This is a genomic window from Leptospira kemamanensis (assembly GCF_004769665.1).
Taxonomy (GTDB): Bacteria; Spirochaetota; Leptospiria; order Leptospirales; family Leptospiraceae; genus Leptospira_A; species Leptospira_A kemamanensis.
Genome location: NZ_RQGG01000032.1, coordinates 89,902 through 112,529 on the forward strand (window position 1 = coordinate 89,902; position 22,628 = coordinate 112,529).

Sequence of the window (22,628 nt, forward strand, 5' to 3'; positions counted from 1 at the left end):
ATAAGAATAGTTTAGAGAAAGAAAAAAATCCAAGAAATCGTGAACAAGGAAAAAAAATAGATCTCAAGAGTTAACGTCAAACATCTGTAAAGCGGTGAGCCAAACACCCACTAAAATAAAAGAAATCCCGAGCCACTGAGTAAAATTCAAACGTTCCTTAAAAAAAATAGCAGATGCAATGAGAACAATGATAAATCCACTGGAAGTAAAAACGGGATACGCTAAAGATAACTTCAATCCCTTACCAAGCACATATCGATAACCTAACAACGCCAATCCGAAACTAGCAAGGCCTGCAATGAAATAAGGATTGAATACGGTGAACACAAGATTCCAAAACCCTTCCCCTGGTGTGACCTGTTTGTCCTGCATAGAAGAAGTTTTGATTAAAATATTCGCCAATGCATTGAAGAATACAGCTATACAGAAGAAGAGGATGACTTGGAATTGCATGGGATAGAGACAAATTCCGATGCAAATCGAGAAGGGTCAAATAGAAAATGAAACCAAAATCCTTTCGCTATAAAAATTGGGAATGTGCTTACTTAGATTCAGAAACACCAGGCCCCACCCTAATCTTTTGTCATGCCAATGGCTATAGTTCCGGTTGTTACCAGTATTATTTTGAACGTTTAAAAAAACACTACCGAGTGATTGCACCCGACTTCATTGGGCATGGTCGTTCCGAATTCACTTTGCAATTCAAAAATTGGAATGTGTTCCGGGACCAAATCCTTTCGCTCCTCGACCACGAATCACTTTCCAATGTCACCATCATTGGCCACTCTCTTGGCGGAGCCTCATCTCTGCTTGCTGCCAAAAAAGCACCCGAACGATTTACAAAAGTATTAGCGATGGATCCCGTCATCCTTGGTTGGAAACTCATCCTACTTTCCAAATTTTTAGAAAACCCACTTGCCAAAGGTGCCAAAAAAAGAAGGACTCATTTTAAATCCATAGAGCTTGTTAGGCGGTCATTTCGAAAGTTCCCTGCTTTTGCTAAATTTGAACCCTCCATCTTCGAGGATTACCTTAATTCTTGTTTCCTACGAACAGGCAACGAAGACGAAGTCAAACTCTGTTGTGACCCAAGAGTCGAAGCCAAAATTTTTGGCCATGCCCATTTCCATGTCTTCAAAAACTTCTATGGCATCAAAACGGAAAACCACATCGCCATTCCCGAAACATTCGAAGTTTGTTCCCCCAAACACGCAAAACTTCTCACAAAAGTGCACCCCAAGTCGGACGTTACCATCTTCCCAGGCTTCACACATTTTTTCCCTTTTGAACGCCCAGAAGAAACATGGAATTGGATGAAACGATGTTTGGATATGAAAGAAGATTAAGATACATATCTTGAAGATGGAAGAGCAGGGCGCCTCACAATCCTTTGGTGGAGATTCATTTGATGGAAAATGTGACCGCGCTATCCGCTCCAATCTTTTTGCTTACGCAAAAAGGATTTCCGCTTCTATCGCTGGCGCGGGGGGTTCCTTCCCGTTTGGTGACCGCTGTATTTTCATCTATTGGTTTGCCTGATCGTCCAATCACCACCCAATTTTTTCTTGCTAACCACCAAACAGTGATCCAATTTGGGATTTATGAAAAACGGCAAACAAAATGTATCTAACGGTATTCCTTGGTATTCCTTGTTTTTGCTAGTGCTTTCCTAAGCGCTTGCAATACTTCGAAAGACAATAACGACGAAACAACCTTACTCGCCGTCATCCTCCTCGCACAATCGACCTCCGCTCCTTGTACCACAAGGTGTCATATTTTTTTATCCGCAAATACTCCTCGTGGATTTATTGGAGCAGGAGGGATTGTTGGTGCTGATGCAGTTTGCAATGGTGACCTCAATAAGGTTAGTGGTAAAACATACAAAGCGATGGTTTCTGTTCCAGGTGTAAGAGAAGTTTTAGGCAATCCTACTGGAACATTGACTTATACAGATTGGGTGTTAAAAGCGAATACCTTTTATTCCAATAGCACTGACACTTCGAATACAACTGGTTCCACAACAACTTCCAACAGAATCTTTCGTGATTCCAACACTACGATGCAAATGAATTTTGCACTCGGTGATAACGGGACTCGTTTTTGGACGGGTATGACCATCACTGGCGGAAACTTAGTAAATAGTAGTGATAACTGCACAAACTGGACGATCTCAAATGCTGGAATCAATGGAGTCACTGGTGTAGTCGGTGCGAGTACAACATCGCTTGTAGAAGTAACAACTGACACATGTAATATTGCGAAGAAAATTGTTTGTGTAGAGCAGTAGATTCCCAATACAAACACAGGGGCCAGGTGAATGCCACTTGGCTCCTGTTGGTTTAGAAAGTAGTAAGAATTTTAGTAAAAATAACTTTTCACATTTTGGAAAAGTATCTCTTCAAGGTAAGTTTGGATGGTTTGTATCGTCGCCATCCAATATCGATTGATGAAGAGGCAATTCGGTCAGTCGCCTATGATTGGCTTAAATACTGTTTTAAGTCAAATACTTGTTCGCAGTGTTTCGCTATGTAATATGATTGCATGTATATAGATTCACCTAACTTTTTTGATATGAAATCAGGTAGGTGTATCCAATAGAATGTGGTTCTATTTGTTTTTTCATCCATCGCTCCGCAAATGGCACCTACTCCACCCCCTGGTATCGCCAATACTTTTGTGCCAGGTAGTTTTGCAACTCGAGTGACGGAAGCTGTTCGAGAAGTATTATAATCTTTGCTTCGATAATAACCAGAAATTTTATAATACCCTTGCGATAATTTTGCTTCATCTCCATATTCGCCACCTGGCCATTGTTGTCCTGAAGAAGTATTTTGAATCGGATTCCCATTTGCATCTGTTTTTTCGTAGGAAACACTTTCAACTTTATTAAACTTCACAGTTACTGGTAAATTTTGATCTGCATCTCTTTTTTGAACGTAATTGCGATTACTCTCACTATTAAGATTCACTTTAAAATTCGATTTTTGATCAAGATTCACTTCAACCCATCGATTGTAGTGTAAATAAGATCCAGAAAAGTAATCTACTGCAAACCCAATGGGAGCTCCAACAAGGAAAATCAAATTCCATCCAAACAACATATGTATTTCTTTGGTAACTTCAATCTCCTTCGGTTCAAATCCATCCTTTTCGATTCTTAACTTATATTGTTTGTTTGGATCTTTTTTGGGTGAATCGATCAAACTTGCACCAAATGTTTCCCCGATTTTCTCCCCATCTAAATAAATATGACTATCGGCTGGCGCTTTGACAAAAATTACCTGCAACCCATCTTCCCTAGCACTCATTGTAGCACAGTTGTTAAGGGAAAAAAGGAAAGCAATCAAACTTAAATGAACTGATACTTTTTGAAACATTTTGGAAGACCTCTTATCTACTAAAACTATTGAAAAAATCATAATTTAGAAATGAGTCAAATGTTTTTCATACAGATAGTTGTTAACGAATCGCGATGGGTTAAAATTAAAATTCTGTTATGCGACTTGATTCAAAATTTGATTTAAGATGCCAAAATAAAATTGATATGAAGTCAAGAAAACCGTATACTCATAGTTTGAAATAAATTATTTAATCGATACAGATTGTATACTTTGGTGTATTTCTGATCCAGAGAAATTGACCAATAATGTATTTAAATTCATAAAAAATTCTAGTAAATTGACTGACTCAAGACGTATAACAGCTCGATACTGCATGACGTAAGTGGTTCCGATCATCGTTCCCCCCTTCTCAATACCGTCTCTCCTCAACCGTAATAAAATCTATCTTGTTCAATACCGGCCCACAATAGAACAAACTGATTGTGGATAATAGAATATTCGGTTCCAAAAGATGCCGAAACGATATTGATTTCCCTCTGGTCTCACCTTCTGACAGTTTGATTTCTTGAATACTTTTATTCGTCATCTGAATGGAAGGGCAAACCACTTTGTCTTCCCTTAAAAATTCACATGTGTTCGAAGTGTAAGGAACCGTTGGATTTTTTGGATCATAGGGTTCTCTAAATTGAAAGCCATGATAAATTGTTAGTTCACTTCTCTTGCAGCGGAAGAAGGAAACATCACCATACCGAAGTTTTGTGATCGCATAATACTCTCCTAGTTTTAGAGGGATCGCAAAGGAAGGATCGGACGGCCGGAGATTCGCAAACTTGTTGAAATGGTCTTGCGTTGAACAATTGTATTCCCCATGGCATTCCTTTGGATCTTGGAATACCTTTGTCTCTACCACTACGTAACCATCTCGGATGGAATTGGTCCAGCGAAAGTATCCGTAATTGGAGTCTGTCATCACATCTGCTTCCAACGTTTTGGGATCGGAAGTCGAACATTGGAACAGAAGAAGGGTTAGGAGAGAAAAGGAAATGAAGAGTTTCAAATTCATGTGGTATTGTTTACTTGGACATTCTATTTTTTTTCATACTTTTCTACATCAGCAAACAGGTGCTTCATCACTTTCTAGTGCTGGTTTGAGCTGCACAGGTTCGTATTCCTTACTTTGTATTGAACAATAGAATTTCTATTTTGATTGCACCTTAGGGAAAAATCATTGAGCCAAAATTTGAATTTTGGAACTGGACGTAGCTTACGAATCCTCTTCCCATTACCCCTACAACCAAGCAAGCACCTGCACTCCCGGTGAATAATGGCATACGTTTGGATTTCCAAAATTGCCTAACCCATCGTAGGCCGCATAACGAAGATTTAATTTCATAAATTCTACTTGGAACAATTCCCAAGGTTTGTGGTGTACATCCATTGCTGTTTCGTCTGGGTTTTTCCCTCTGTACAAAGAATACCGTTCCGTAAGCCAAAGTTCTTTGGGAGTGGGAGAGTCTATTTTGTCTTTAGTTAAAAAATCGATTCCGATCTCACAACGTTTCCCGTGAACGCTGTAAGTTTTGTTTGTCCGAGAGATCGGAGAATGCTTATAAGGCAGCCCCGAAGCCAACCTCGCAAAGAGTGTTGGTAAGATTTTTTCTGCTTCGATACTAAGGAAATACACACCAGGTTTGCCATCACGTGTCACATAGGTACGTAGATTCACTTCATGGAACGTGGAAAGGAATTCGATGGGGAAAGTAAACCTTGGATGTACTTTGTCCATGGTAAAGGCAACCACTGATACCCAATGCTCTCCATCAAACTGATCCAATTCCAAATGCCGAGGAACAAGTTCTCGTAACCGTTTCCCATCCACTTGGTAATGCAAAAAAATTGCATCGTTCCATTCTTGGTACCAAAACCAGGAATGATTTGGAATGGACCATGGTCTGTGGTCAACCGTATGTAAGATCGTCTTGATCGGTTCTTTCATAGGAAAAAGGGATCTAACAATTGCTAGGATGTATTTGAAATTCAAAACTTTTAACGAAGTAACGAGGGATGCAATGGAAATCACAAGCGGGTCGATTCCCATTTTCGTTACATGTCTCGTTTCCTAAATATTAATCGCCTCACCAAGCACAGCCGCAGCACTTTCCATAATCCCTTCCGCTAACGTCGGGTGAGCATGAATGGTATTGGCAAGTTCTCTCACGGTAATTTCCATATTGGCACCTAATGTTAGCTCTGCGATGAGTTCAGTTGCCCCAGGCCCAATGATATGTGCTCCTAAAATTTCACCATGTTTGGCATCGGACACAATTTTTACCATTCCCGTTGTATCCCCTTGTGCTTGGGCACGTCCACTCGCAGTAAACGGAAATTTACCTACCTTAATGTCGTGTCCCATTGCTTTTGCTTTGTCTTCACTAAGACCCACACTCGCCACTTCTGGATGGCAGTACGTACAACCAGGGATATAGGCATAATTCAATCGTTGGATTTGGATGTGGTGCGGATTTCCCATACGAATGGAGATGTCTTCTGCTGCACGAATCCCTTCGGCACTTGCTACATGGGCAAGCGATGGAGTGGGAATACAATCACCGATCGCATAAATATGATCCACGGTGGATTTGTAGTTTCCAACATATTCCACAAACCCATTTTTTAATTTCACGCCAATCGCATCGAGGCCAATGGCAGTTGTATTTGGAGTGATCCCCACTCCTACAATCACCTTATCAAAGTTTAATTTTTCTTTTTTAGCTGAATTTCTGTCAAGTAACGTGAGTTCAACGCCTTTCTCAGAAACAGTTGCTGTCTCCACACCATAACTCAAATACTGTTCGATCCCACGTTTTTTAAAACTACGTTCGAGTACCCCTGAAATTTCTTTGTCTTCATTGGGAAGCAGGTGGTCTTGGTATTCAATGATAGTGACTTTTGATCCCATACTCGCATAAAAATCGGCAAACTCCACACCAATGGCACCAGCTCCGATAATTGCTAAATTCGGTATGGCCTTTGGTTCCACCATGGCTTCTCTAGCAGATAACACACGTTTACCGTCAAAAGGCAAAAAAGGTAGGGATTTGTTTTTAGCACCCACTGCCAATATAAAATAATCTGCCGTAAGGGTGGAAGTTTCACCAGTATTTGATTTTACTTCAATGGTTTTGGCATTTGTAAAACTTGCTTCACCGTTTACCACAGTGACCTTGTTTTTTTTCATAAGAAACTCAACACCCTTTGCCATTTGGTCTGCAACGGACCTTGAACGTTTGATGATGGCTTCAAAATCGGCTTTGACATTGTCTGCCGAGATTCCAAATTTTGAGGCTTCTTTGAGATGTTCTAATACATGTGCACTTTCTAACAATGCTTTGGTGGGAATACAACCCCAATTCAAACAAACTCCACCGAGTTTGTCTCGTTCAACGACACATGTTTGTAAACCGAGTTGGGCTGCACGAATAGCGGCGACATAACCACCTGGCCCTCCTCCAATTACGATCACTTGGAAATGGTTTGAATTGGACATACGTTCTCCCGATAGAATGAGATACCGTACTAAAAAAAGAAAGTCAAGACCTCTTTTTGGCGACGATGAGCATCCTTGCGCCTGTTTTGATGTACTTTTCTCCGTCGTAATTGCTATACACGTTTAAGATATCAAATTTGTTTTCGTCTAAGAAATTCCTGACTTGTGGGAAATGAAACACACGCATAGTATGTTTGTCTTTTAAATCCTTTTGGTTTAAATTATAAACATAATTCACTTCTACGATGGCAATGTCATCTGCTCTTGTTAACCGAAATCCGCGGTTCCTTCTTATGGATGTTGTCCCTTGTCTTACATTGCTTACAGTGGTGATGGGTTTGCGTTTGATACGGTGAATTGGATCAGCATTCCAAATTTCCAAAACAAGTAACCCAGCTTGTTTTAAGTTTTTATAACAATTTCGTAGGAAATTTTGTACCAAATCATCATTCACTAGGTAATTAAAAGTTCCATACAAACAAATGACCGCATCAACAGGTTGTTTGGCGACGTAAGTCTCCATTTTCCCAGTCTCAAACGAACAATGTGGGAATCTAGCTTTGGCAATCTCTAACATCCGTGGAGAACCATCCACACCGTGGGGTTTGAATCCCATCCCTTGTAGTTCTTTGATATGTTCCCCAGTTCCGCAACCAATGTCGAGGACGGTGTAAATTTTATGTCGCTTAAATGTTTCTCTGAGGAAGAGGATCTCTTCCGAAAATTTACGGCTGGGTTCTTCAATGGTAAAATAGTATTCTGCTAATTCGGAATAGAGTTTCATTTGCCCCTAGCGGAAAAGGAAAATCAGTTTAGCGAATCCCCATTTTACCCGTTATATTGAGTAACGGCTAAGGTACCATGAAACGATATACAATTCCTATTATTTTTTTTGCCATTGGTGTGACCCTACAAACCCTCTTTTATTTTTCTTGGGTGAGTTTCACCCTTCTTGTCGTTTCATGCCTTCTTCTCACACTATTTCTTTTTAGTTTGGATTTACAGTCCCTTCCCTATATTACAGAAAAACCATCTTCCCAAAAGGACCAAGAAATCCCAACCGATGGAGTTGCTCCTAAGGAACAAAAGGAAAATCCAACTGCAGAAGTTGTTTTTGATACGAATCTTCCGATTCCAACGGATGTTTCCAATTTAGAACTAGAAGAACCTAAACCAAAAGAGATCCTTTGGAAAATGGATCCTGTTTTTTTTGCACGAGAATCAGTTCGTTTGTTAGAGAGAAGTCTCTTTTGTGATACCGTGAAAGAGTTTCCGTTTTCTTTCACAAGCCCCAAACTCTCTTCCATCCAATACGTGTACTTTGATGGAAAAGACTTCAAAGAATGTTATTGGCAAAAATCAGAGATGTTGGTGGAAACAGACGACAATCCAGTCGAATGGAATGAATGGGAAGAAAACCAAATTCGAGACTCTCTCCCTGTGATTTCCAAAAACAAACGTAAGTTATATGTTCCTCTCACGATCAATGCAAATCTGTTTGGATTTTTATGTTTTACCTCAAAGGAGGGTTGGGAACAAGAAGACATTCAAAATTTTTGGGAAGAAACAACTAATTTATCGGAAAAGATTTTGGCAAAAAGAGAATATGCCAAAGTCACAAGACATCCTTTTACCAAACTATATACGGTATCTCATTTTTACCAAATGGCAAAAGCTAGTTTTGAAGCTTCCGAAAAGAAAACTTTGGTACTTTTTAAATTCATCGATACCAATTACCAATCAGAACTTGCCATTGGACTCAATCATATGGGAATCAAACAAACCGTCCTTGGCATCGGTCTTTTCCAATTGGAAGAAGACTTATACGCAGCTCTTATTCCCAATGAAAGACTTGAGTCCTTCTCTTCCTTTTTTCAACAGTTCATTGAGGAACTAGACCAGTTGGGATATCCTTCCGAAGTGGCTCTCGGTTATTCCAATCCACTCATTCCAGATTTAAAATTTGATGGTTGGATCAAAAAAGCATATAGTTCATTGGAAGAGAGTATCCTCTACCACGCAGCTTAAATGGATCCACTCATTGATGAAAAATTCATTTTAACGGTTTCACAAGTATTACCGGATCATTTTTATAAAACCTTACTTGTGTTTGCTGAGAGGGAAGCCTATGGTCCCTCTAAAAATGAAGGACTCTGTTTTGAAAACTGTACTCTTGTAGAATTTGTGGGTGATATCAATGGGAAACTGTATTTAGCCCTCGACGGTTATACAAAACTCAAACTTTTACCTAAAATTGCAAAAGCCTTTCAAATTGATCCAACTTCAAGAGCCCATTCGGCATCGATCATGATGGAATTTGCCAACCAAATTGCAGGAAATTTAATTACAGAAATGCTACTCGGTCGTTACGAAATTGATATTTTGCCACCAGAGAATTTAAACCACAAACTAGTTCCCATTTCCCTTGAACACTTTCGCCAATACATTCTGATCTTTAACTTAAAAGACCGCCGTGGAGACGAATACATGGGGCGATTGTATCTGATTTTATTGTTGGAAAAATTCCCTACTCCTCAAAACTAAAGACGAATGAAACCTTATGTTTTGGCACTCCCTCTGATCTTGAGTTATGCCGGAATCAAACAAAAAAAATCTCTCATACGTAAAGAATTCATTTTATCTGAAACAGGCCGTCGCAGTTTGTTATTTTATCCACAAGATAGAGATCCAAAATCCTTACCAGGAGTTTACATCCAACATGGAATGAGTGCCATGGGAATTGATGACCAAAGGATAGTTCACTTAGCGGAGAACATTGCAAACACTGGTCATAGTGTCATTTTACCGGAACTTCCCGAAGTGAAAGGTTTAAAAATAGAAGAACAAACCATCACTAATATTCAAAATTTGATGTTGGAAATTTTTGAAAACAAACAGCTGTTCAATGGAGAAGACTTAGGTTATTTATCCGCTAGTTTTTCAGCAGGAATGGGAATCATTGCGGCCTCCAGGTCCAATACCAGAAACAAAATCAAATCGAGTATGCTCATCGGCGGGTATTGTAATTTTTTTGAAGCAGTTCCTTTTGTGTTCACAAACTATGAGGTCGATCCGTACGCTGTGTACGTGATTTTATACAACATGTTACACAGGTTTGAACCAAACATTGCCGAGGAACTTGAAATTGTGTATTACGAAGCCGCCCTCGACAATGGACTCAAACGAACGGGCCAAAATGCCAAAGCCGATTTTTACCTAAACAAATCTTCAAAACTTGCGAAAGAATTTTTTGACCAAGTCCACAACGATCGCAGCTTTCGAATCAGTTTGGCAAAACAAGTTCTAAACACTGTTCCGGAGAAGATGCCGGAAAACCTGTCCCCTTATTACCAACTTGAATCCTTACGTGGACCTGTCTCACTCCTCCATGGAAAATCTGACCCGGTCATTTCTTCTGAAGAATCAGAGAAATTGGCCCGACTTTTCCAGAAAAAAGGCATCCTCCATGTCCACAGGACGTCCACTGCCCTCACCCATGGAGATAGCCTCCCCCTCCATTCCCAGATTTTTGGGGTACCCGCCCTCCTCCAGACTTTTGGAAATTTTCTGCATTGGCTCGACCAATAACACTACAGAAATTGTCGTTTCTCCTAAGAATTCTGCCGATATTATTGTCAGAATGGACGTAAAAAATGCACCGGACTTCAATCCGGAACGGGGACTCAAGATCCAAATTTCCGAGGATCGACTCACTGCGACTTTGGTGGTCAAACCGATTTGGCTGTTAGGTGGTTCCATGAGCAATATTCTTATTTTTGAGGCACTCGATAACGCTACCATTCATAGAGACCGCATTTTGATGAAAGATGTGGACCAAGCGGCCGCAGAAATCGCAAAAATTCTAAAAGATCCAGAGAAAGTAAAAGAAGAATTTACCTTTGTTGTGGGAAAGGGGATTCCCGCCAAACAAGGCGAAAGTGGTTGGATCAAATTCTATTTTCCAAGAGCACAAAGAGTTGTCCTAAAAGAAGACGGTTCTGCAGATTTTCGGAATATCAATAAATACGTTCACGTCAAAGAAGGTGAAAAATTGGCAACCTTGTTTGAAGGAATTGCTGGTGAACAAGGCACTGACGTTTTAGGCAATCCTATTTATCCCAACCCAATTGACAGGCCAAGACTTACCTTAGGAAAAAATGTTTTACCGAAAACCATTGATGATCCTGAAAAACCAGGTAGACAATTAAAAGAATACTTTGCTTCCCTCAGTGGAGTTGTTTTTTCAACCGACACATCTCTCACTGTTTCTCCTGAGTTAAACATCGAAAGTAACATAGGTCTTGGAACTGGAAATATCAATTTTGAAGGTACCATCCGTGTGAAAGGTACGATAGAAGAAGGTGCCGTTGTCAATTGCCAAGGTTCCCTTTATTTAGATGGAAATGTGGAATCCTCTGATGTCATCGTCGGGGAAGACTTAGAAGTCAAAGGTGGAGTGAAGGCAAAAGGCAAAGGTGTCATCCGAATCAAAGGAGACCTTCGTGCCAAGTTCATTGAAAATGCAAACCTGGAAATTGATGGTGATTGTATCATCGAAAACTTTATCTTAGGAAGTAAAATCCTTTGTTTAGGCAACATCATCCTAACGGGAGAATCCTCTTCCATCATTGGAAGTGATCTTATTTCCTACCAAGGGATTACTGTATCGTCTTTAGGATCTTCCGCACAAATGGATACTGTGGTCGAAGTAGGATTTCATTATAAAAACGACCGACTGCTCACAGAAGGTAGTTCTCGTCTTTCTGATATGGAAAAAGAACTGGAAGCTTTAGTTCCAGAAATCCAAAAAATCAAAGAAGTCGTCCAACGTTCTCGTGGCAAACTTGATGAAGCACGTAAAGAAAAGTTCAAAGAGATCTTTGATGCCTACCAGAAAAAAAACAAAACGGTTGAACTTCTCAAATCAAAAATCGAAGAACTCAAAGGCGCTCGTTACAACCAAGACAATGTAAAAGTTGTGGTTCGGAATACAGCTCATCCTGGCGCTGTGATTAAGTATCGACGACAAGTGGAAAAAATTACAAAAGCCCAATCGGCCTTTGTGATGAACTTTTTTCCAAACCAAGACAAAGCAATGCTCACCGCCTTCAAAGGCAAATGAATCTTCGACTAATACTCATTAGCCGCCAATCAATAATTCCAAACAACACTCCCAATTGGAGAGCGGTTTCGAATAGAAATAAGGTTTATTCTATTCTATTCTATTCTATTCTATTCTATTCTATTCTATTCTATTCTATTCAGTTCAGTTCAGTTTTGTTTTGTTTTGTTTTGTTTTGTTTTGTTTTGCTCTGCTCTGATTTGATTTGATTGGTTAATTCAACTTCAGACCCAACTTTTTCAATTTGGGAAAAATCACATAATGGCAGTACGGATTTTGTGGGTTTAAGGTAAAATAATTTTGGTGGTAGTCTTCTGCGGGGTAAAACGTTGGTGCAGGAGAAATTTCCGTCACAATCGGATCGGGGAACATAAATGCATGTTTTCGTTTGGATTCAACAGCCAGTTCCTTTTGTTTTTCATTCAAATAAAAGATGACGGAACGATATTGTGTACCCACGTCATTGCCTTGGCGGTTCAGAGTGGTGGGATCATGAGATGCCCAAAAGATTTCCAGGATTTTGGAATAGGAAATTGTCTCGGGATTGAATTCGATTTCAATCACTTCGGCATGTCCCGTAGTGCCAGTGCAAATCTCCTTATAACTAGGATTAGGTGATTGTCCACCAGCATATCCCGAAACAACAGAAATGACTCCAGGAATCCGAAGGTATACTGCTTCCGTACACCAAAAACACCCACCACCTAAAATCGCTTTTTCCGTCATACTTTCTTTAGACGACTAGAAATCTCTCCTGGTACAAAACAGCCAAATTCTGTAATAAAGTTTTTGATAAATTTGGCTTTTGTGATGTCAAAGGATGGATTTAGAGCCCTTGCACCAATTGGTGCCGTTTTCCCTTCAGGCAATAAATACTTTCCTTCACTTGTTTTGAGAAAATCAAATTGTGTCACTTCTGATTCTTTACGCATTTCAATCGGAATTTCGTCTCCCGTTTTGAGATTTAAGTCAAAACTGTCTTTCGTTCCACAAACATAAAAAGGAACATTATGTTCCTGTGCGACAATTGCCAAATTATAAGTTCCAATTTTATTGGCAGTGTCGCCATTGGCAGCAACCCGATCGCAACCCACAAGGACAGCATCAATTTTTTTATGGTTCATAAGCCAACCAGACATCCCGTCTGAGATGATATAACACTCAATCCCATCTTCCATCAACTCAAATGCAGTAAGCCTTGATCCTTGTAGGAAGGGCCTTGTTTCGTCAGCATACACAACTACTTTTTTTCCATGGTCTCGAAGGCTACGGATCACACCAAGTGCTGTGCCATGACCAGCAGTAGCAAGAGCACCAGTATTACAATGTGTGATGATATGAAATTCAGATTGGTCTTTCGGGAAAAGAGAAACTCCATTTTCACCTAACGTTTGATTGGCTTTTAAATCTTCCACCATCATTTCTAATGCAAAGGATTCCCAAATTTTTTGGATGGATTCCCAATCAGTTTTCCCTTCGATTCTTTTTTTTGCTTCTTTTAATGCAAAACTCAAATTCACAGCGGTTGGCCTTGACTCAAACACTTGTTTGATGAGAGTATCTACTTCTTCTGAATTGGTTTTCCCAGATTTTGATTTGGCCCCAAGAGTAAGACCAAACACTCCCGTTATGGCAATGGCAGGGGCTCCCCTAATAGCCATTTCACGAATTGCCACAATCGTATCTTCAACTGTGTGAATTTCTAAAAATTCTTTTTTTCCGGGAAGGGCTCTTTGGTCGAGAAGGGAGAGATGAGTGGATTTCCACTGGATGGGTAAAAATTCCGGATGGGACATCTTTCCATTTTTTTTGTGCGATGCAGGAAAAAAATGAAAAAACGGGTTGACGGATCCGTGTGCAGCGCACAAAAAGGAGTTGTGCATTGCACAATCTAGAAACCGAAAAAGGGGAAATGAAAATGGAACAACAAGTAAAAGACGGATTAAACTTTATCTTAGGCGCAGTGAATACTGCAAAAGTAGAAGCTGAAAAAGCATTCTCTACAATCAATACAGAATTCCAAAACTTAGCAGCGAAAGGTGCTCAAGACCAAAGCGAAGTGTCTGTAAACCTTAGAAAATACGTTCAAGAAGGTCTTTCTCAAGTAGAAACCATCATTGGAAAAGCAAACACTGTTGTAGCTGAAGCAAAAGCGAAAGTAGCAACTGTTACATCAAAAGCATAATCCAAATCACTTATCAAAAACCCGAATACTTCACCTCTATTCGGGTTTTTCTTTTCTCACTCTTTCGAACTCTTTTTTCCACTCTTCAAATTCGAATCCAAGTTCTGATGTAAGATACAATTCCACTGACTCTAACGTCAAAAACGCATCGTAATTGATTTCAAAGGATGTAAAATTTTTTTGATGTGATGTATCCAATCGCATTCGAAATAAGGATACCAATTCCAATCGATAGGAATGAAACATATCTTCCACATTCAATAGGGAATGAGAAAAAAACTTTTCTACAGCATATGTAAAGATATGATCCGCTGATAAAAAAGAATATTCAACCGAATCTTTTGCAATTTCTACAAACAAAGACTCCCATAAATCAGCAAGGGCACTTTCTTTTGTTTTGCAATCATACGCTTGGCAAATGGATGTACCATAAAAGGAAAAATTTTGGCTTTTGGGATCCCCTGTAAAAATAGGATGTATCATACAACCTATCCTTTGTTTGGTGTCATCCACATATCCCAAAAAAGGACAATTGTAAGTCATATCATCTTTTTTAGGGATGTGTGTCTCTTTTGTTTCCCTTTCTTTTCGATAGATGGGAAAACTATGCCTAACTTCAAAATTAACTGTTTTTTTAAATTCAGTAGTTCTATCTAATAATAAGGATTTATATTCCGAGGTCGTAAGTTTTAAATTGAATAAACCACAACAGGCACCACAAGAAACATTCCCTTGCTCTGGATGGCATAAACTCAATTCTGTTTGGCTCCGAGCACAAAAGGGATGAGACCATTGAATACAAGTTCCAAATCACCAGTTTCTTTTTTTTCTTTGAAGTAAGTTTGGAAAGGAATTACCATCTTCCGACTTTCGTGAATCAAAACCAAATTACCTTTATGATATGACAATTGTTCTAACAATTTTTCGCGTGATCCATGAGACGTTGGAAATAGATAGGAAGGTTTGATCCCTTTAAAATAAAAATGTGGATTGTGATTTTCTGATACCAGTAAAATACTAATTCGTTCTAATTCAGAAAATTCCAATAACATATTTTCTAGAAAAAATTGAAGGATGATTTGATAGGATTCTAATTCTTCTGTTTGAATTCCACCTAACTCCCATGATTCCATCCAACCTAAAATTTTAAATATAGTTTCCTTTTGTTCGTGTAACACAGGAAGTGCTGACTCAAAAATACTGGTGATTTTTAGTTTTTGGAAATCCCAAACACAACTGTAAACAATTTCCCACCACTTTCGTAAACTCACGGCATCATCTAAATTATTAGGAATGGATTTGTTCATCGCATGTGCAGCATGATCACTAAATACAATCATTCCCACAACTTGGCTAATCGACTCAAACAATCGAATCAAATTGATTAAATTGGTTTTATCAATGGTTTTAGTTTTGTTGAGATTGGCACATTTGGAATAAGCAACTGCAATAGGCGTTGGATAAAATTCCAAAACAGCCGTAGGGTTTAAGATTTTTGCAGAATGAAAATTCCTACTTTCTTTGACAAACATGGAGAAGTCTGGATTTCCATACAAAGAATAATTGGCCCATGTTAAATCATTGGCATGGTAATTCCTTCTTGCGAATTCTTTGGAAAGAAATAAACTCTCACCAACAGATTTATCCGAAAACAAATACGTATAAAATCGGACAGTAAAATCAATTGTCCTTTCATTGTCTAAAATTTCCCAATTGGTTCCAACAAAGGTTTTGATCCCTGCAGTTAAAAAAGCACCTGCGTACTGGTTTAAGATATTGGTATTCAGCTTTTTGCCTGCTGACTTGGCAGACATACAAGAGTTGGAAAATACTAAATCAGTATCGATCCCAGTGGATTTAATTTCTCTTGCTTTTAAAACTTTTCCATCGGATAACAACCAACCGTTTTCGAGAGAATCATCTGAAAAATGGAGATGACCTGAGTAATGGATGATGTGTTTGTCTTTGATAAGAGAAAGTAACTTGAGTTTGGTGACTTGTTTCCCACCGATGAATTCTAATTCCAAAAGATGGTTTGGCACTTTTTGACTGAGGACAGAAAACAAAACCTCCCCTTCTTTTTGTGCATGAGGCAAATCTTCTGTTGGATCCGCAATGATGAGCATTTTAATTTTACGATTTTCTTGGTGTGTGGAACGATGTAATCCACCACGAATTGTTTTTCCAATGCGGAACTTATCAGAAAGAAAACTATTTCCATCATGTAATAATTCCCAAGGGACAAGGGCAAGAGTGGGATCAATGTTAAAGTGAATGCTCTGTTTGTTTGTGTTCTTTAATTTTTCAATGATGGATGTAGGGAAAAACTGTTGGTAAAAGGTTTCCCCAAGAACCTTCAGGTCCTGTAAAATATCCACATTTAAAACCTGGTTGGGTTTGGATAAAACGGATTGGGAAACATGAACCAGTCGTTCTACTTCTCCCAAATATTCTAAAATTAAATCATCGTCTAACGTGGATTGTATGTGAGATTCTTCGACAGGGAGATTATCTTCTAAAACATTGAAGATATTAACATTGCCTACGCGATCGATGATAAGGGAGAGCATTCTCCCTTGAAGCTACCCAAGGAGAATGGACAAGTCAAACGATTTTGAAAGGTTCGGGCCTACAAACTCTATGGTGTAACTACCTGGGATTAAACCTGAAAAACTAGCACTGCCGTCCAAATTGATTTTATTGGACAAAATGAAACGACCGTCTCTACGCAAATTCACTTGTTGGAATCCAGGAGCTCCTTCTGCTTTCACAGAGAGATAAACTTCCCCTTCATTTTCTTTTACAATTTGGTAGTAGAACTTTTGGTTTTCTTTGGTGGTCTCTTCAAAAATCACAGAGTTTGCATCATTCGATCGAACATCTGTGGATGCAGATCGCATCGCAGGCGCAAAGTCCAAACTTTCGCGAATCTCTAAGGAAGAAATCAAGCTGTCGATCACGCGGATCCCAGACTTGGATAATCGAATGATGAGACTGTCTTTCTTTTCGGGAGCTGTCAGGTTCTTACGAGTGTATTCCTTTAGGAATTCTGGAAACGGTACTTGTGCTCGGTGAACGGTGTTTTCCGCTTTTTGGAGGGCAAGGGATTCGGCGAAGGAATGGTCTTGCATCACATCTTCGCGGAGTGTTGCAAAAAACGTTTCTTCACAAAACAGGTATGCGTCCCAAAGGTCTGGGTGATCTTGCAACTCAGCCTCACTAGGAATGGCTCCTTTTAGAAATAATTCCCGAGCAATTTCCAATGAATCTGCGTTAAAGTCCTGATGTTCCATGTGGCCCCTCCACGATGTATTGTATGACGAAGGAAATCACGACTCTCCCGCTACTGAATGCATTTTTTTTTGGATTTTTTCGAGGACTCGCAGCAGGGTCACACTGACTCCACCTTCGGAAATCCCTAAGATTCGGGCAATTTCCCGATAAGGGGTGCGTACGAGGAAGTGACCTTTCTGTTTTTTCTCGATGAGTTTTTTACGTTGTTCGTACTTCTTCGCAAGGGCATGGTCCAATCGTTCTTTATAATATTGCGCTTCGACACTATCCCCTTGGGCTTTTTGTTTTTTTTGTTCCTTCAAATCGAGAATATTCAAATACAAGGAAGTGATTTTGTCCTCCATCTTGAGGTTTTCCTCTTCGCGATTGGACAAATCCTCTCTCAATTTCAAAATTTCGACGCGGAGCTCTTCCTCGGAACGATTTGTTTTCTCCGCGATGGATCTCAGTTCGTCTGGATCGAGGTGCAGGTAATAAATGAAAGACAATTTAAATACAATCCGATTTTCCATTTTGATGGAAGAAAGAACGGATTGGAATTGGTCAGAAACATCAAGTGCAGTCGCCAAAGCATCGGCACGTTTGTCAGGTTCATCTTCAATAGTGCTGTATTCTTTTCCCTCTTGGTTGACCTTAGAAACCGTTTGGGTTTTCACTTCCCGTTTGGTGCGTTGCCAATCAATGAGCAGGTTTCGGAGGACAGAAAAAAACCAAGTTTTGAAACTAGATTTTCCGACAAAACTTTTGAATCTTTTTCCAGACTTCAAACGTTCAAACGCATAAATATAATAATCAGAAGCATCGTCTTCCGTTAGATGAAAGACTCGGATGGGAAAATTATAAATATCTTGGGAATAATGATCAAAGAACTTTTGCAGGGCGATCTCATTTCCTGTCCCACATTCTCTGACAAGTTCCAAAATTTCTTCGGTGGAATAAGTAGTTTGATTCATAAACTACTTTCCTAAAAAGGAACCCACGCCAAGACTTCTAATAACATGAAACGTATTGTTGTGATTTTGACTCTTCTGGCAAGTTTTATTTTCACTTGGGGACAGAAGTCCGAAGGGAAACCTGAGTTTGTTTGGCCGATCCAAGGATTGGAACTTTCCTCACTCATAACAAGTACATTTGGTGAATCGAGAAAAGACCACTTTCACAATGGACTAGACATCTCCTCTGTTTTACAACCGGTTCGTTCGATGGGAGATGGTTTCATCTTATACTCGCGTTATGCGGAAGATAACCCATTTGAGGAAGAAAGAGGTTCCGGCAATATTGTTTGGGTAGCACATAAAAATGGTTATGTGAGCGGTTACTACCACTTAGGTGGAACCAGAAATGAACTCGTAAAAAATCATTCACAAGTTAAAGCGGGAGACACACTCGGAATATCAGGAAACACAGGCCACTCCACTGGAGGACACTTACACTTTGTCTTAGGAAAGGATTACGGTAAAACCTTACTGGATCCTCTTTCCTATTTACCAGCGGTAGAAGATACCATGCCTCCTCAAATTGCCAATTTATTCATCCATGTGGGAGAAAATTACACCAACTTAAATGATGGGGACAATATCAATGTTTCAAAAGCATTCCCTCTCACGGTAAGTATCATCGATGGTGGAATTAAAAATAGCCAACGCAGAGGAATCAAAGAAGTAAAATACCTCTTTAATGGTGAAGTTTATAAAAAAGCAAATTTCGAATCTTTGCAGTTTGATGGTAACAAATGGAAAACGAAAGATGGTCATAGTTTTGATGATCTCTTTTTCAAAGATCGATATTTGGTTGGGGTTCTCAATCTCAAAGCGGGAGAAAATACGATCAAAGTGCAAACCAAGGATTTTTCAGGTCAGGACTCAGAAAGAAACTTTAGTATCAACATTACAAGAATTAGTGGGGGAAATTAATCCCACCACGTTTCAAAAAAGTTTTAAATTCACAAATTTTTGATTAGGATTTGTTTTTTAAAAAACAATTCAAATTTTTATCCTCCTAACTGCAATTCGTCGAATTCTTGTACTTCCCTTCCTATTTTGATTCATAAAGGGCTTGGATCTCTTTTTTGTATTTTTCTGTGATCACATGCCGTTTCAGTGACAACTTCGCTGTCAGTTCCTCACCAACTTCAAATGGTTTTGGGATTACAATGACACCGACAACTCTTTCAAATGATTTAAATCCAGTTTGGGCATTGATTTTGGATTTTATTTCTGATTCCATTTTTTGGATCACTTCTTTTTCTTTCCAAAATTCTTTTCCAGGCATCGTATCGAATCGATTGAGGTTGGGATATACGAGAGCACTTAAGAATTTTTGGTCTTGCCCCACAACCATACATTGGTCGATCCATTCAGATTCTAAAATTTTAGATTCAATTGGGACTGGCTCTATGTTTTCACCACCTAACAATACGATTGTTTCCTTGGAACGGCCGACAATCCTTAGATGATGATTAGAAGTAAAAATTCCCAAATCACCTGTGTTTAGCCAATCTTCCACCAGTACCTTATTTGTTGCCTCTGGATTCTTATAATACCCTGCCATTACTTGTTTTCCTTTGACATGGATTTCCCCTTTTCGTCCATATACAAATTTTCCAATTTCGGTATCGAGAAAAACCTCTCCTGTATGTAAATCCACAAGACGAAGATTTGTTTTTGGAAATATTTTCCCAACAGATCCAGGGATAATTTCTTCAAAGGTTCGCATGGCAAGTACAGGTGCCGTTTCGGTCATTCCATACCCTTCTAACACAGGTATACCGATCATATTAAAAAATTCATCTACATGAAACGGTAGAGCCCCTCCACCAGAAACAGAACCTCGAAGTTCTCCACCTGTTGCGTTTCGGATTTTTGATAACACTAAAAAATCAAATACGAAAAAGGGAATGGCGATCACAAAAAATCGAATGAAATGATAAACGAAACGAATCATTTGTTTCCAAATAACAACTGGATGGATATCGAGAACATTACCTGTAATGATTTGTCTTGAATGGAAAAAACGTTTGGCAAAAATCATTGCGATTTGAAACATTTTTTGTTTCAAAAACGATGACTTGTTTAATGTTCCGATGATGCCTGAATAAATGCTTTCCCAAAGTCGCGGTGCAGAAGCCATAAAGTTTGGTTTCACAAATTTCAAATCTTCTTTCAGTGTACGAACACTGCTGTAATACGTACAAGCGCCGTAAGACAAACTAAAAATTTCAAATATCCGTTCGAAAATATGCCATATCGGTAAAATGGAAAGTGTTTTGTCTCCTTTTTTCAAACTAAGTGGCAAATGAGTAAGCTGAAACATGATATTTCCGTGAGTTAACATAACCCCTTTAGGAGTTCCCGTCGTCCCAGATGTATAAATCATTGTGAACAAATCAGAATCTTTGATGGTATGATTTAAAAACAAAGTATCGGAAGGATCTTTTTTTCTTAATTGAATTCCTTTTGAAACTAATTCTTGCAAGGTGCTTATTTTGAATTTTCTGGATTTGAGTTCCTTGTTTTGTTTCGGTGGATAAAACAAAATGATCTCGTTTAGAAAATCTAAGTCCTTTTCTAAACGAATCACTTTTTCAAAAACAGTTTCATTTTCTACAAATAATACTTTGGATTCGGAATGATTTAGGATGTAGAGTATGTCTTGGTCTGTGACGTCAGAGGCTCTTGGCACATCAATGGCACCAAGAAGAGTGGTGGCAATACTGGTTTGGATCCACTCATAGGAGTTGTCAGCAAAAATCGCAACTTTATCTCTTTCATACAAAGTCTCTGTGAGCCCATACGCCAAATGTTTTGCATCTGTCAGTAGTTCGTCATAGGTTTTGTATTGGTATACACCAGATCCTATTCGTGTTGCAAATGCATTTTTTTTCCCAAATCGTTTGGGTAAGTCCAAATAAAAATCTATCATGGTTCGCATCGATAATCCTCTTTCTGACAAAAAGGGTAACCGATAGTAAAACCTTTGTCGTCCTCTAGAATTCTTTGAGACTTATGATTCTATTCAATTGGATCAATTTGATGAATTTGTTTGTTTTACTTGTTTACGAAAATCGGTTGGAGTCACACCTACCTTTTCTAAAAAAACTCGATTGAAAGTAGACTTTGAATTAAATCCAACCGCGTCTGCGATTGACAGAATCGTTCGTTCCGTTGGTTCCAATAAATAACGTTTTGCTTCTTCAATTCTATATTGATTGATGTATTGGTAAAAACCAAACCCATATCGTTTGTGAAAGTACTCGGACAATTGACCAGACTTAACACCTACAAGATCTGCGAGTGTTGTCAAATTTAAGTCCTCATCACAAAACACTTTTTCTAACATCAATTCATACAACTTCTGATCAATGATTTCCAGAGGTACGGAAGTCAATTTTGATTTTTCATATTTACTTTTTTGGATGTTGTCCCTGACATCCGAGACAAAGGGTTCCCAAAGTTCTCTTGTGAAATAATAAAAATACATTAGGATTGGGAGAAGATAAGCACTTAATTTTCGAAACAAAGGAATTTGGAATCCAAAACCGATACTTCCTACCAGTAAATCCACCCAAATCAAAAGAATAAAAACCAATGAATAAATGGCACGTTTCGTAAAAAAGACAGACAAACGAACGTTTGGTATCCAATCCCGAATCAAAAATATTCCCACCGAAATGAGAATCGAAAGTTTAATTCCAAAATTGAGACCAGTGAGGATTGCCCCATACTCCGAATGCGTTAGATTTTCTAAGATGTTTAATTTTTCTTCATGGGAACTTACGTAATAAGGAACGAGAAAGATCATTGAAACTAAGGAAGGAAAAATGGAAACCCAATGGATCTTGATTTCTTTTTCTAAAAATAAGGATTCCAAATAATGATACAAAAATGAGGCAGATAAAAATACGAAAGGAATGTGGATAAACACAATGACTGGGAAATAAAGATAAAACCCAGTAAACATAAAGGCACCAGTTAACAACCATAAGCCTGTGGAAAATAAAATAAAGGACCAGAGAAAATCCGATTTTTTACGATGTTTGACTAAATTGGATAAAGACCAGATGATACAAAAGATGGCACCCGAACCCATCCACAAAAACTCTAATAGTAAAGTCAGTGAAATGGATTCTGTTCCCACAGA

The 22,628-nt window shown here is 38.9% G+C and carries 23 protein-coding genes; 9 read left to right on the forward strand and 14 right to left on the reverse strand.

The features are described 5' to 3' along the window. Positions 1-63: 63 nt before the first annotated feature. Complete coding sequence (locus EHQ59_RS10605) at positions 64-453, reverse strand: DMT family transporter (protein WP_100717614.1); 390 nt, start codon at positions 451-453, stop codon at positions 64-66. A gap of 47 nt (positions 454-500) precedes the next feature. Here EHQ59_RS10605 and EHQ59_RS10610 point away from each other — a divergent pair, with 47 nt between their 5' ends. The 3 genes from EHQ59_RS10610 to len all read left to right on the forward strand — a co-directional run bounded on the left by EHQ59_RS10610 (position 501) and on the right by len (position 2,287). Then, on the forward strand, positions 501-1,346 hold the full coding sequence (locus tag EHQ59_RS10610; protein ID WP_135619630.1) for an alpha/beta fold hydrolase: 846 nt from the start codon (positions 501-503) through the stop codon (positions 1,344-1,346). Between the two features lie 62 nt (positions 1,347-1,408). Continuing rightward, positions 1,409-1,630 carry a hypothetical protein gene (locus EHQ59_RS10615; RefSeq protein ID WP_135619631.1) on the forward strand — a complete coding sequence of 74 codons (222 nt, stop codon included), beginning with the start codon at positions 1,409-1,411 and terminating at the stop codon, positions 1,628-1,630. Positions 1,631-1,639: 9 nt separating this feature from the next. Further along, entirely contained in the window at positions 1,640-2,287 is a 648-nt protein-coding gene (gene len, locus EHQ59_RS10620; RefSeq protein ID WP_135619632.1) for a Len family endostatin-like outer membrane lipoprotein, read from the forward strand. 184 nt (positions 2,288-2,471) lie between these two features. Here len and EHQ59_RS10625 read toward each other — a convergent pair whose 3' ends face one another. The 5 genes from EHQ59_RS10625 to EHQ59_RS10645 form a co-directional block, all read right to left on the reverse strand. Beyond that, a complete protein-coding gene (locus EHQ59_RS10625) occupies positions 2,472-3,377 on the reverse strand; it encodes an LEPBI_I2678 family protein (protein WP_135619633.1) in 906 nt (301 codons plus the stop codon). Positions 3,378-3,750: 373 nt separating this feature from the next. Beyond that, positions 3,751-4,404, reverse strand: coding sequence for a hypothetical protein (locus EHQ59_RS10630; RefSeq protein ID WP_135619634.1), 654 nt, complete (start codon positions 4,402-4,404; stop codon positions 3,751-3,753). A 225-nt stretch (positions 4,405-4,629) separates the two neighbouring features. Further along, entirely contained in the window at positions 4,630-5,439 is an 810-nt protein-coding gene (locus tag EHQ59_RS10635) for a YqjF family protein (RefSeq protein ID WP_244245492.1), read from the reverse strand. Positions 5,440-5,460: 21 nt separating this feature from the next. Further along, on the reverse strand, positions 5,461-6,888 hold the full coding sequence (gene lpdA, locus EHQ59_RS10640; RefSeq protein WP_135619635.1) for a dihydrolipoyl dehydrogenase: 1,428 nt from the start codon (positions 6,886-6,888) through the stop codon (positions 5,461-5,463). A gap of 43 nt (positions 6,889-6,931) precedes the next feature. After that, a complete protein-coding gene (locus EHQ59_RS10645) occupies positions 6,932-7,672 on the reverse strand; it encodes a class I SAM-dependent DNA methyltransferase (RefSeq protein WP_135619636.1) in 741 nt (246 codons plus the stop codon). Positions 7,673-7,749: 77 nt separating this feature from the next. On the opposite strand from EHQ59_RS10645, the gene EHQ59_RS10650 reads away from it, so the two are divergent. From EHQ59_RS10650 to EHQ59_RS10665, 4 genes are read left to right on the forward strand one after another with little or no spacing between them, the layout of a single operon-like run. Then, complete coding sequence (locus tag EHQ59_RS10650) at positions 7,750-8,916, forward strand: hypothetical protein (RefSeq protein WP_135619637.1); 1,167 nt, start codon at positions 7,750-7,752, stop codon at positions 8,914-8,916. Then, positions 8,917-9,432: a chemotaxis protein CheX gene (locus tag EHQ59_RS10655; RefSeq protein WP_135619638.1), complete on the forward strand. Its 516-nt coding sequence runs from the start codon at positions 8,917-8,919 to the stop codon at positions 9,430-9,432. Positions 9,433-9,438: 6 nt separating this feature from the next. Beyond that, positions 9,439-10,476 carry an alpha/beta hydrolase family protein gene (locus EHQ59_RS10660; protein WP_135619639.1) on the forward strand — a complete coding sequence of 346 codons (1,038 nt, stop codon included), beginning with the start codon at positions 9,439-9,441 and terminating at the stop codon, positions 10,474-10,476. Positions 10,477-10,528: 52 nt separating this feature from the next. Further along, positions 10,529-12,010 (forward strand): DUF342 domain-containing protein, encoded by a 1,482-nt coding sequence (locus EHQ59_RS10665; RefSeq protein ID WP_135619640.1) that lies wholly within the window; start codon positions 10,529-10,531, stop codon positions 12,008-12,010. A gap of 213 nt (positions 12,011-12,223) precedes the next feature. Here EHQ59_RS10665 and msrA read toward each other — a convergent pair whose 3' ends face one another. Both msrA and mtnA read right to left on the reverse strand, forming a co-directional pair. Beyond that, positions 12,224-12,736, reverse strand: coding sequence for a peptide-methionine (S)-S-oxide reductase MsrA (gene msrA, locus EHQ59_RS10670; protein ID WP_135619641.1), 513 nt, complete (start codon positions 12,734-12,736; stop codon positions 12,224-12,226). Beyond that, positions 12,733-13,806 carry an S-methyl-5-thioribose-1-phosphate isomerase gene (gene mtnA, locus EHQ59_RS10675; protein ID WP_135619642.1) on the reverse strand — a complete coding sequence of 358 codons (1,074 nt, stop codon included), beginning with the start codon at positions 13,804-13,806 and terminating at the stop codon, positions 12,733-12,735. Before mtnA ends, msrA begins: the two co-directional genes overlap by 4 nt. A 122-nt stretch (positions 13,807-13,928) precedes the next feature. On the opposite strand from mtnA, the gene EHQ59_RS10680 reads away from it, so the two are divergent. Next, entirely contained in the window at positions 13,929-14,195 is a 267-nt protein-coding gene (locus EHQ59_RS10680; RefSeq protein WP_015676141.1) for a sigma-54 down-regulated protein, read from the forward strand. 36 nt (positions 14,196-14,231) lie between these two features. On the opposite strand, the gene EHQ59_RS10685 is transcribed toward EHQ59_RS10680, so the two are convergent. The 4 genes from EHQ59_RS10685 to EHQ59_RS10700 are packed head-to-tail and all read right to left on the reverse strand — an operon-like array spanning position 14,232 to position 18,442. Then, complete coding sequence (locus EHQ59_RS10685) at positions 14,232-14,951, reverse strand: hypothetical protein (protein WP_244245493.1); 720 nt, start codon at positions 14,949-14,951, stop codon at positions 14,232-14,234. Next, positions 14,948-16,765: a CHAT domain-containing protein gene (locus tag EHQ59_RS10690; protein WP_135619643.1), complete on the reverse strand. Its 1,818-nt coding sequence runs from the start codon at positions 16,763-16,765 to the stop codon at positions 14,948-14,950. Before EHQ59_RS10690 ends, EHQ59_RS10685 begins: the two co-directional genes overlap by 4 nt. Positions 16,766-16,777: 12 nt before the next feature. Then, entirely contained in the window at positions 16,778-17,488 is a 711-nt protein-coding gene (locus EHQ59_RS10695) for a hypothetical protein (RefSeq protein ID WP_135619644.1), read from the reverse strand. A 36-nt stretch (positions 17,489-17,524) separates the two neighbouring features. Next, positions 17,525-18,442 carry a sigma-70 family RNA polymerase sigma factor gene (locus EHQ59_RS10700; RefSeq protein WP_135619645.1) on the reverse strand — a complete coding sequence of 306 codons (918 nt, stop codon included), beginning with the start codon at positions 18,440-18,442 and terminating at the stop codon, positions 17,525-17,527. Positions 18,443-18,487: 45 nt separating this feature from the next. On the opposite strand from EHQ59_RS10700, the gene EHQ59_RS10705 reads away from it, so the two are divergent. Continuing rightward, positions 18,488-19,402, forward strand: coding sequence for a M23 family metallopeptidase (locus EHQ59_RS10705; protein ID WP_135619646.1), 915 nt, complete (start codon positions 18,488-18,490; stop codon positions 19,400-19,402). A 121-nt stretch (positions 19,403-19,523) separates the two neighbouring features. Here EHQ59_RS10705 and EHQ59_RS10710 read toward each other — a convergent pair whose 3' ends face one another. Both EHQ59_RS10710 and EHQ59_RS10715 read right to left on the reverse strand, forming a co-directional pair. Continuing rightward, on the reverse strand, positions 19,524-21,419 hold the full coding sequence (locus EHQ59_RS10710) for an AMP-dependent synthetase/ligase (protein WP_135619647.1): 1,896 nt from the start codon (positions 21,417-21,419) through the stop codon (positions 19,524-19,526). 93 nt (positions 21,420-21,512) lie between these two features. Then, the gene (locus EHQ59_RS10715; protein ID WP_135619648.1) at positions 21,513-22,625 is read right to left on the reverse strand and encodes an AraC family transcriptional regulator; all 1,113 of its coding nucleotides are present in this window, start codon (positions 22,623-22,625) and stop codon (positions 21,513-21,515) included. Between the last annotated feature and the right edge of the window lie 3 nt (positions 22,626-22,628).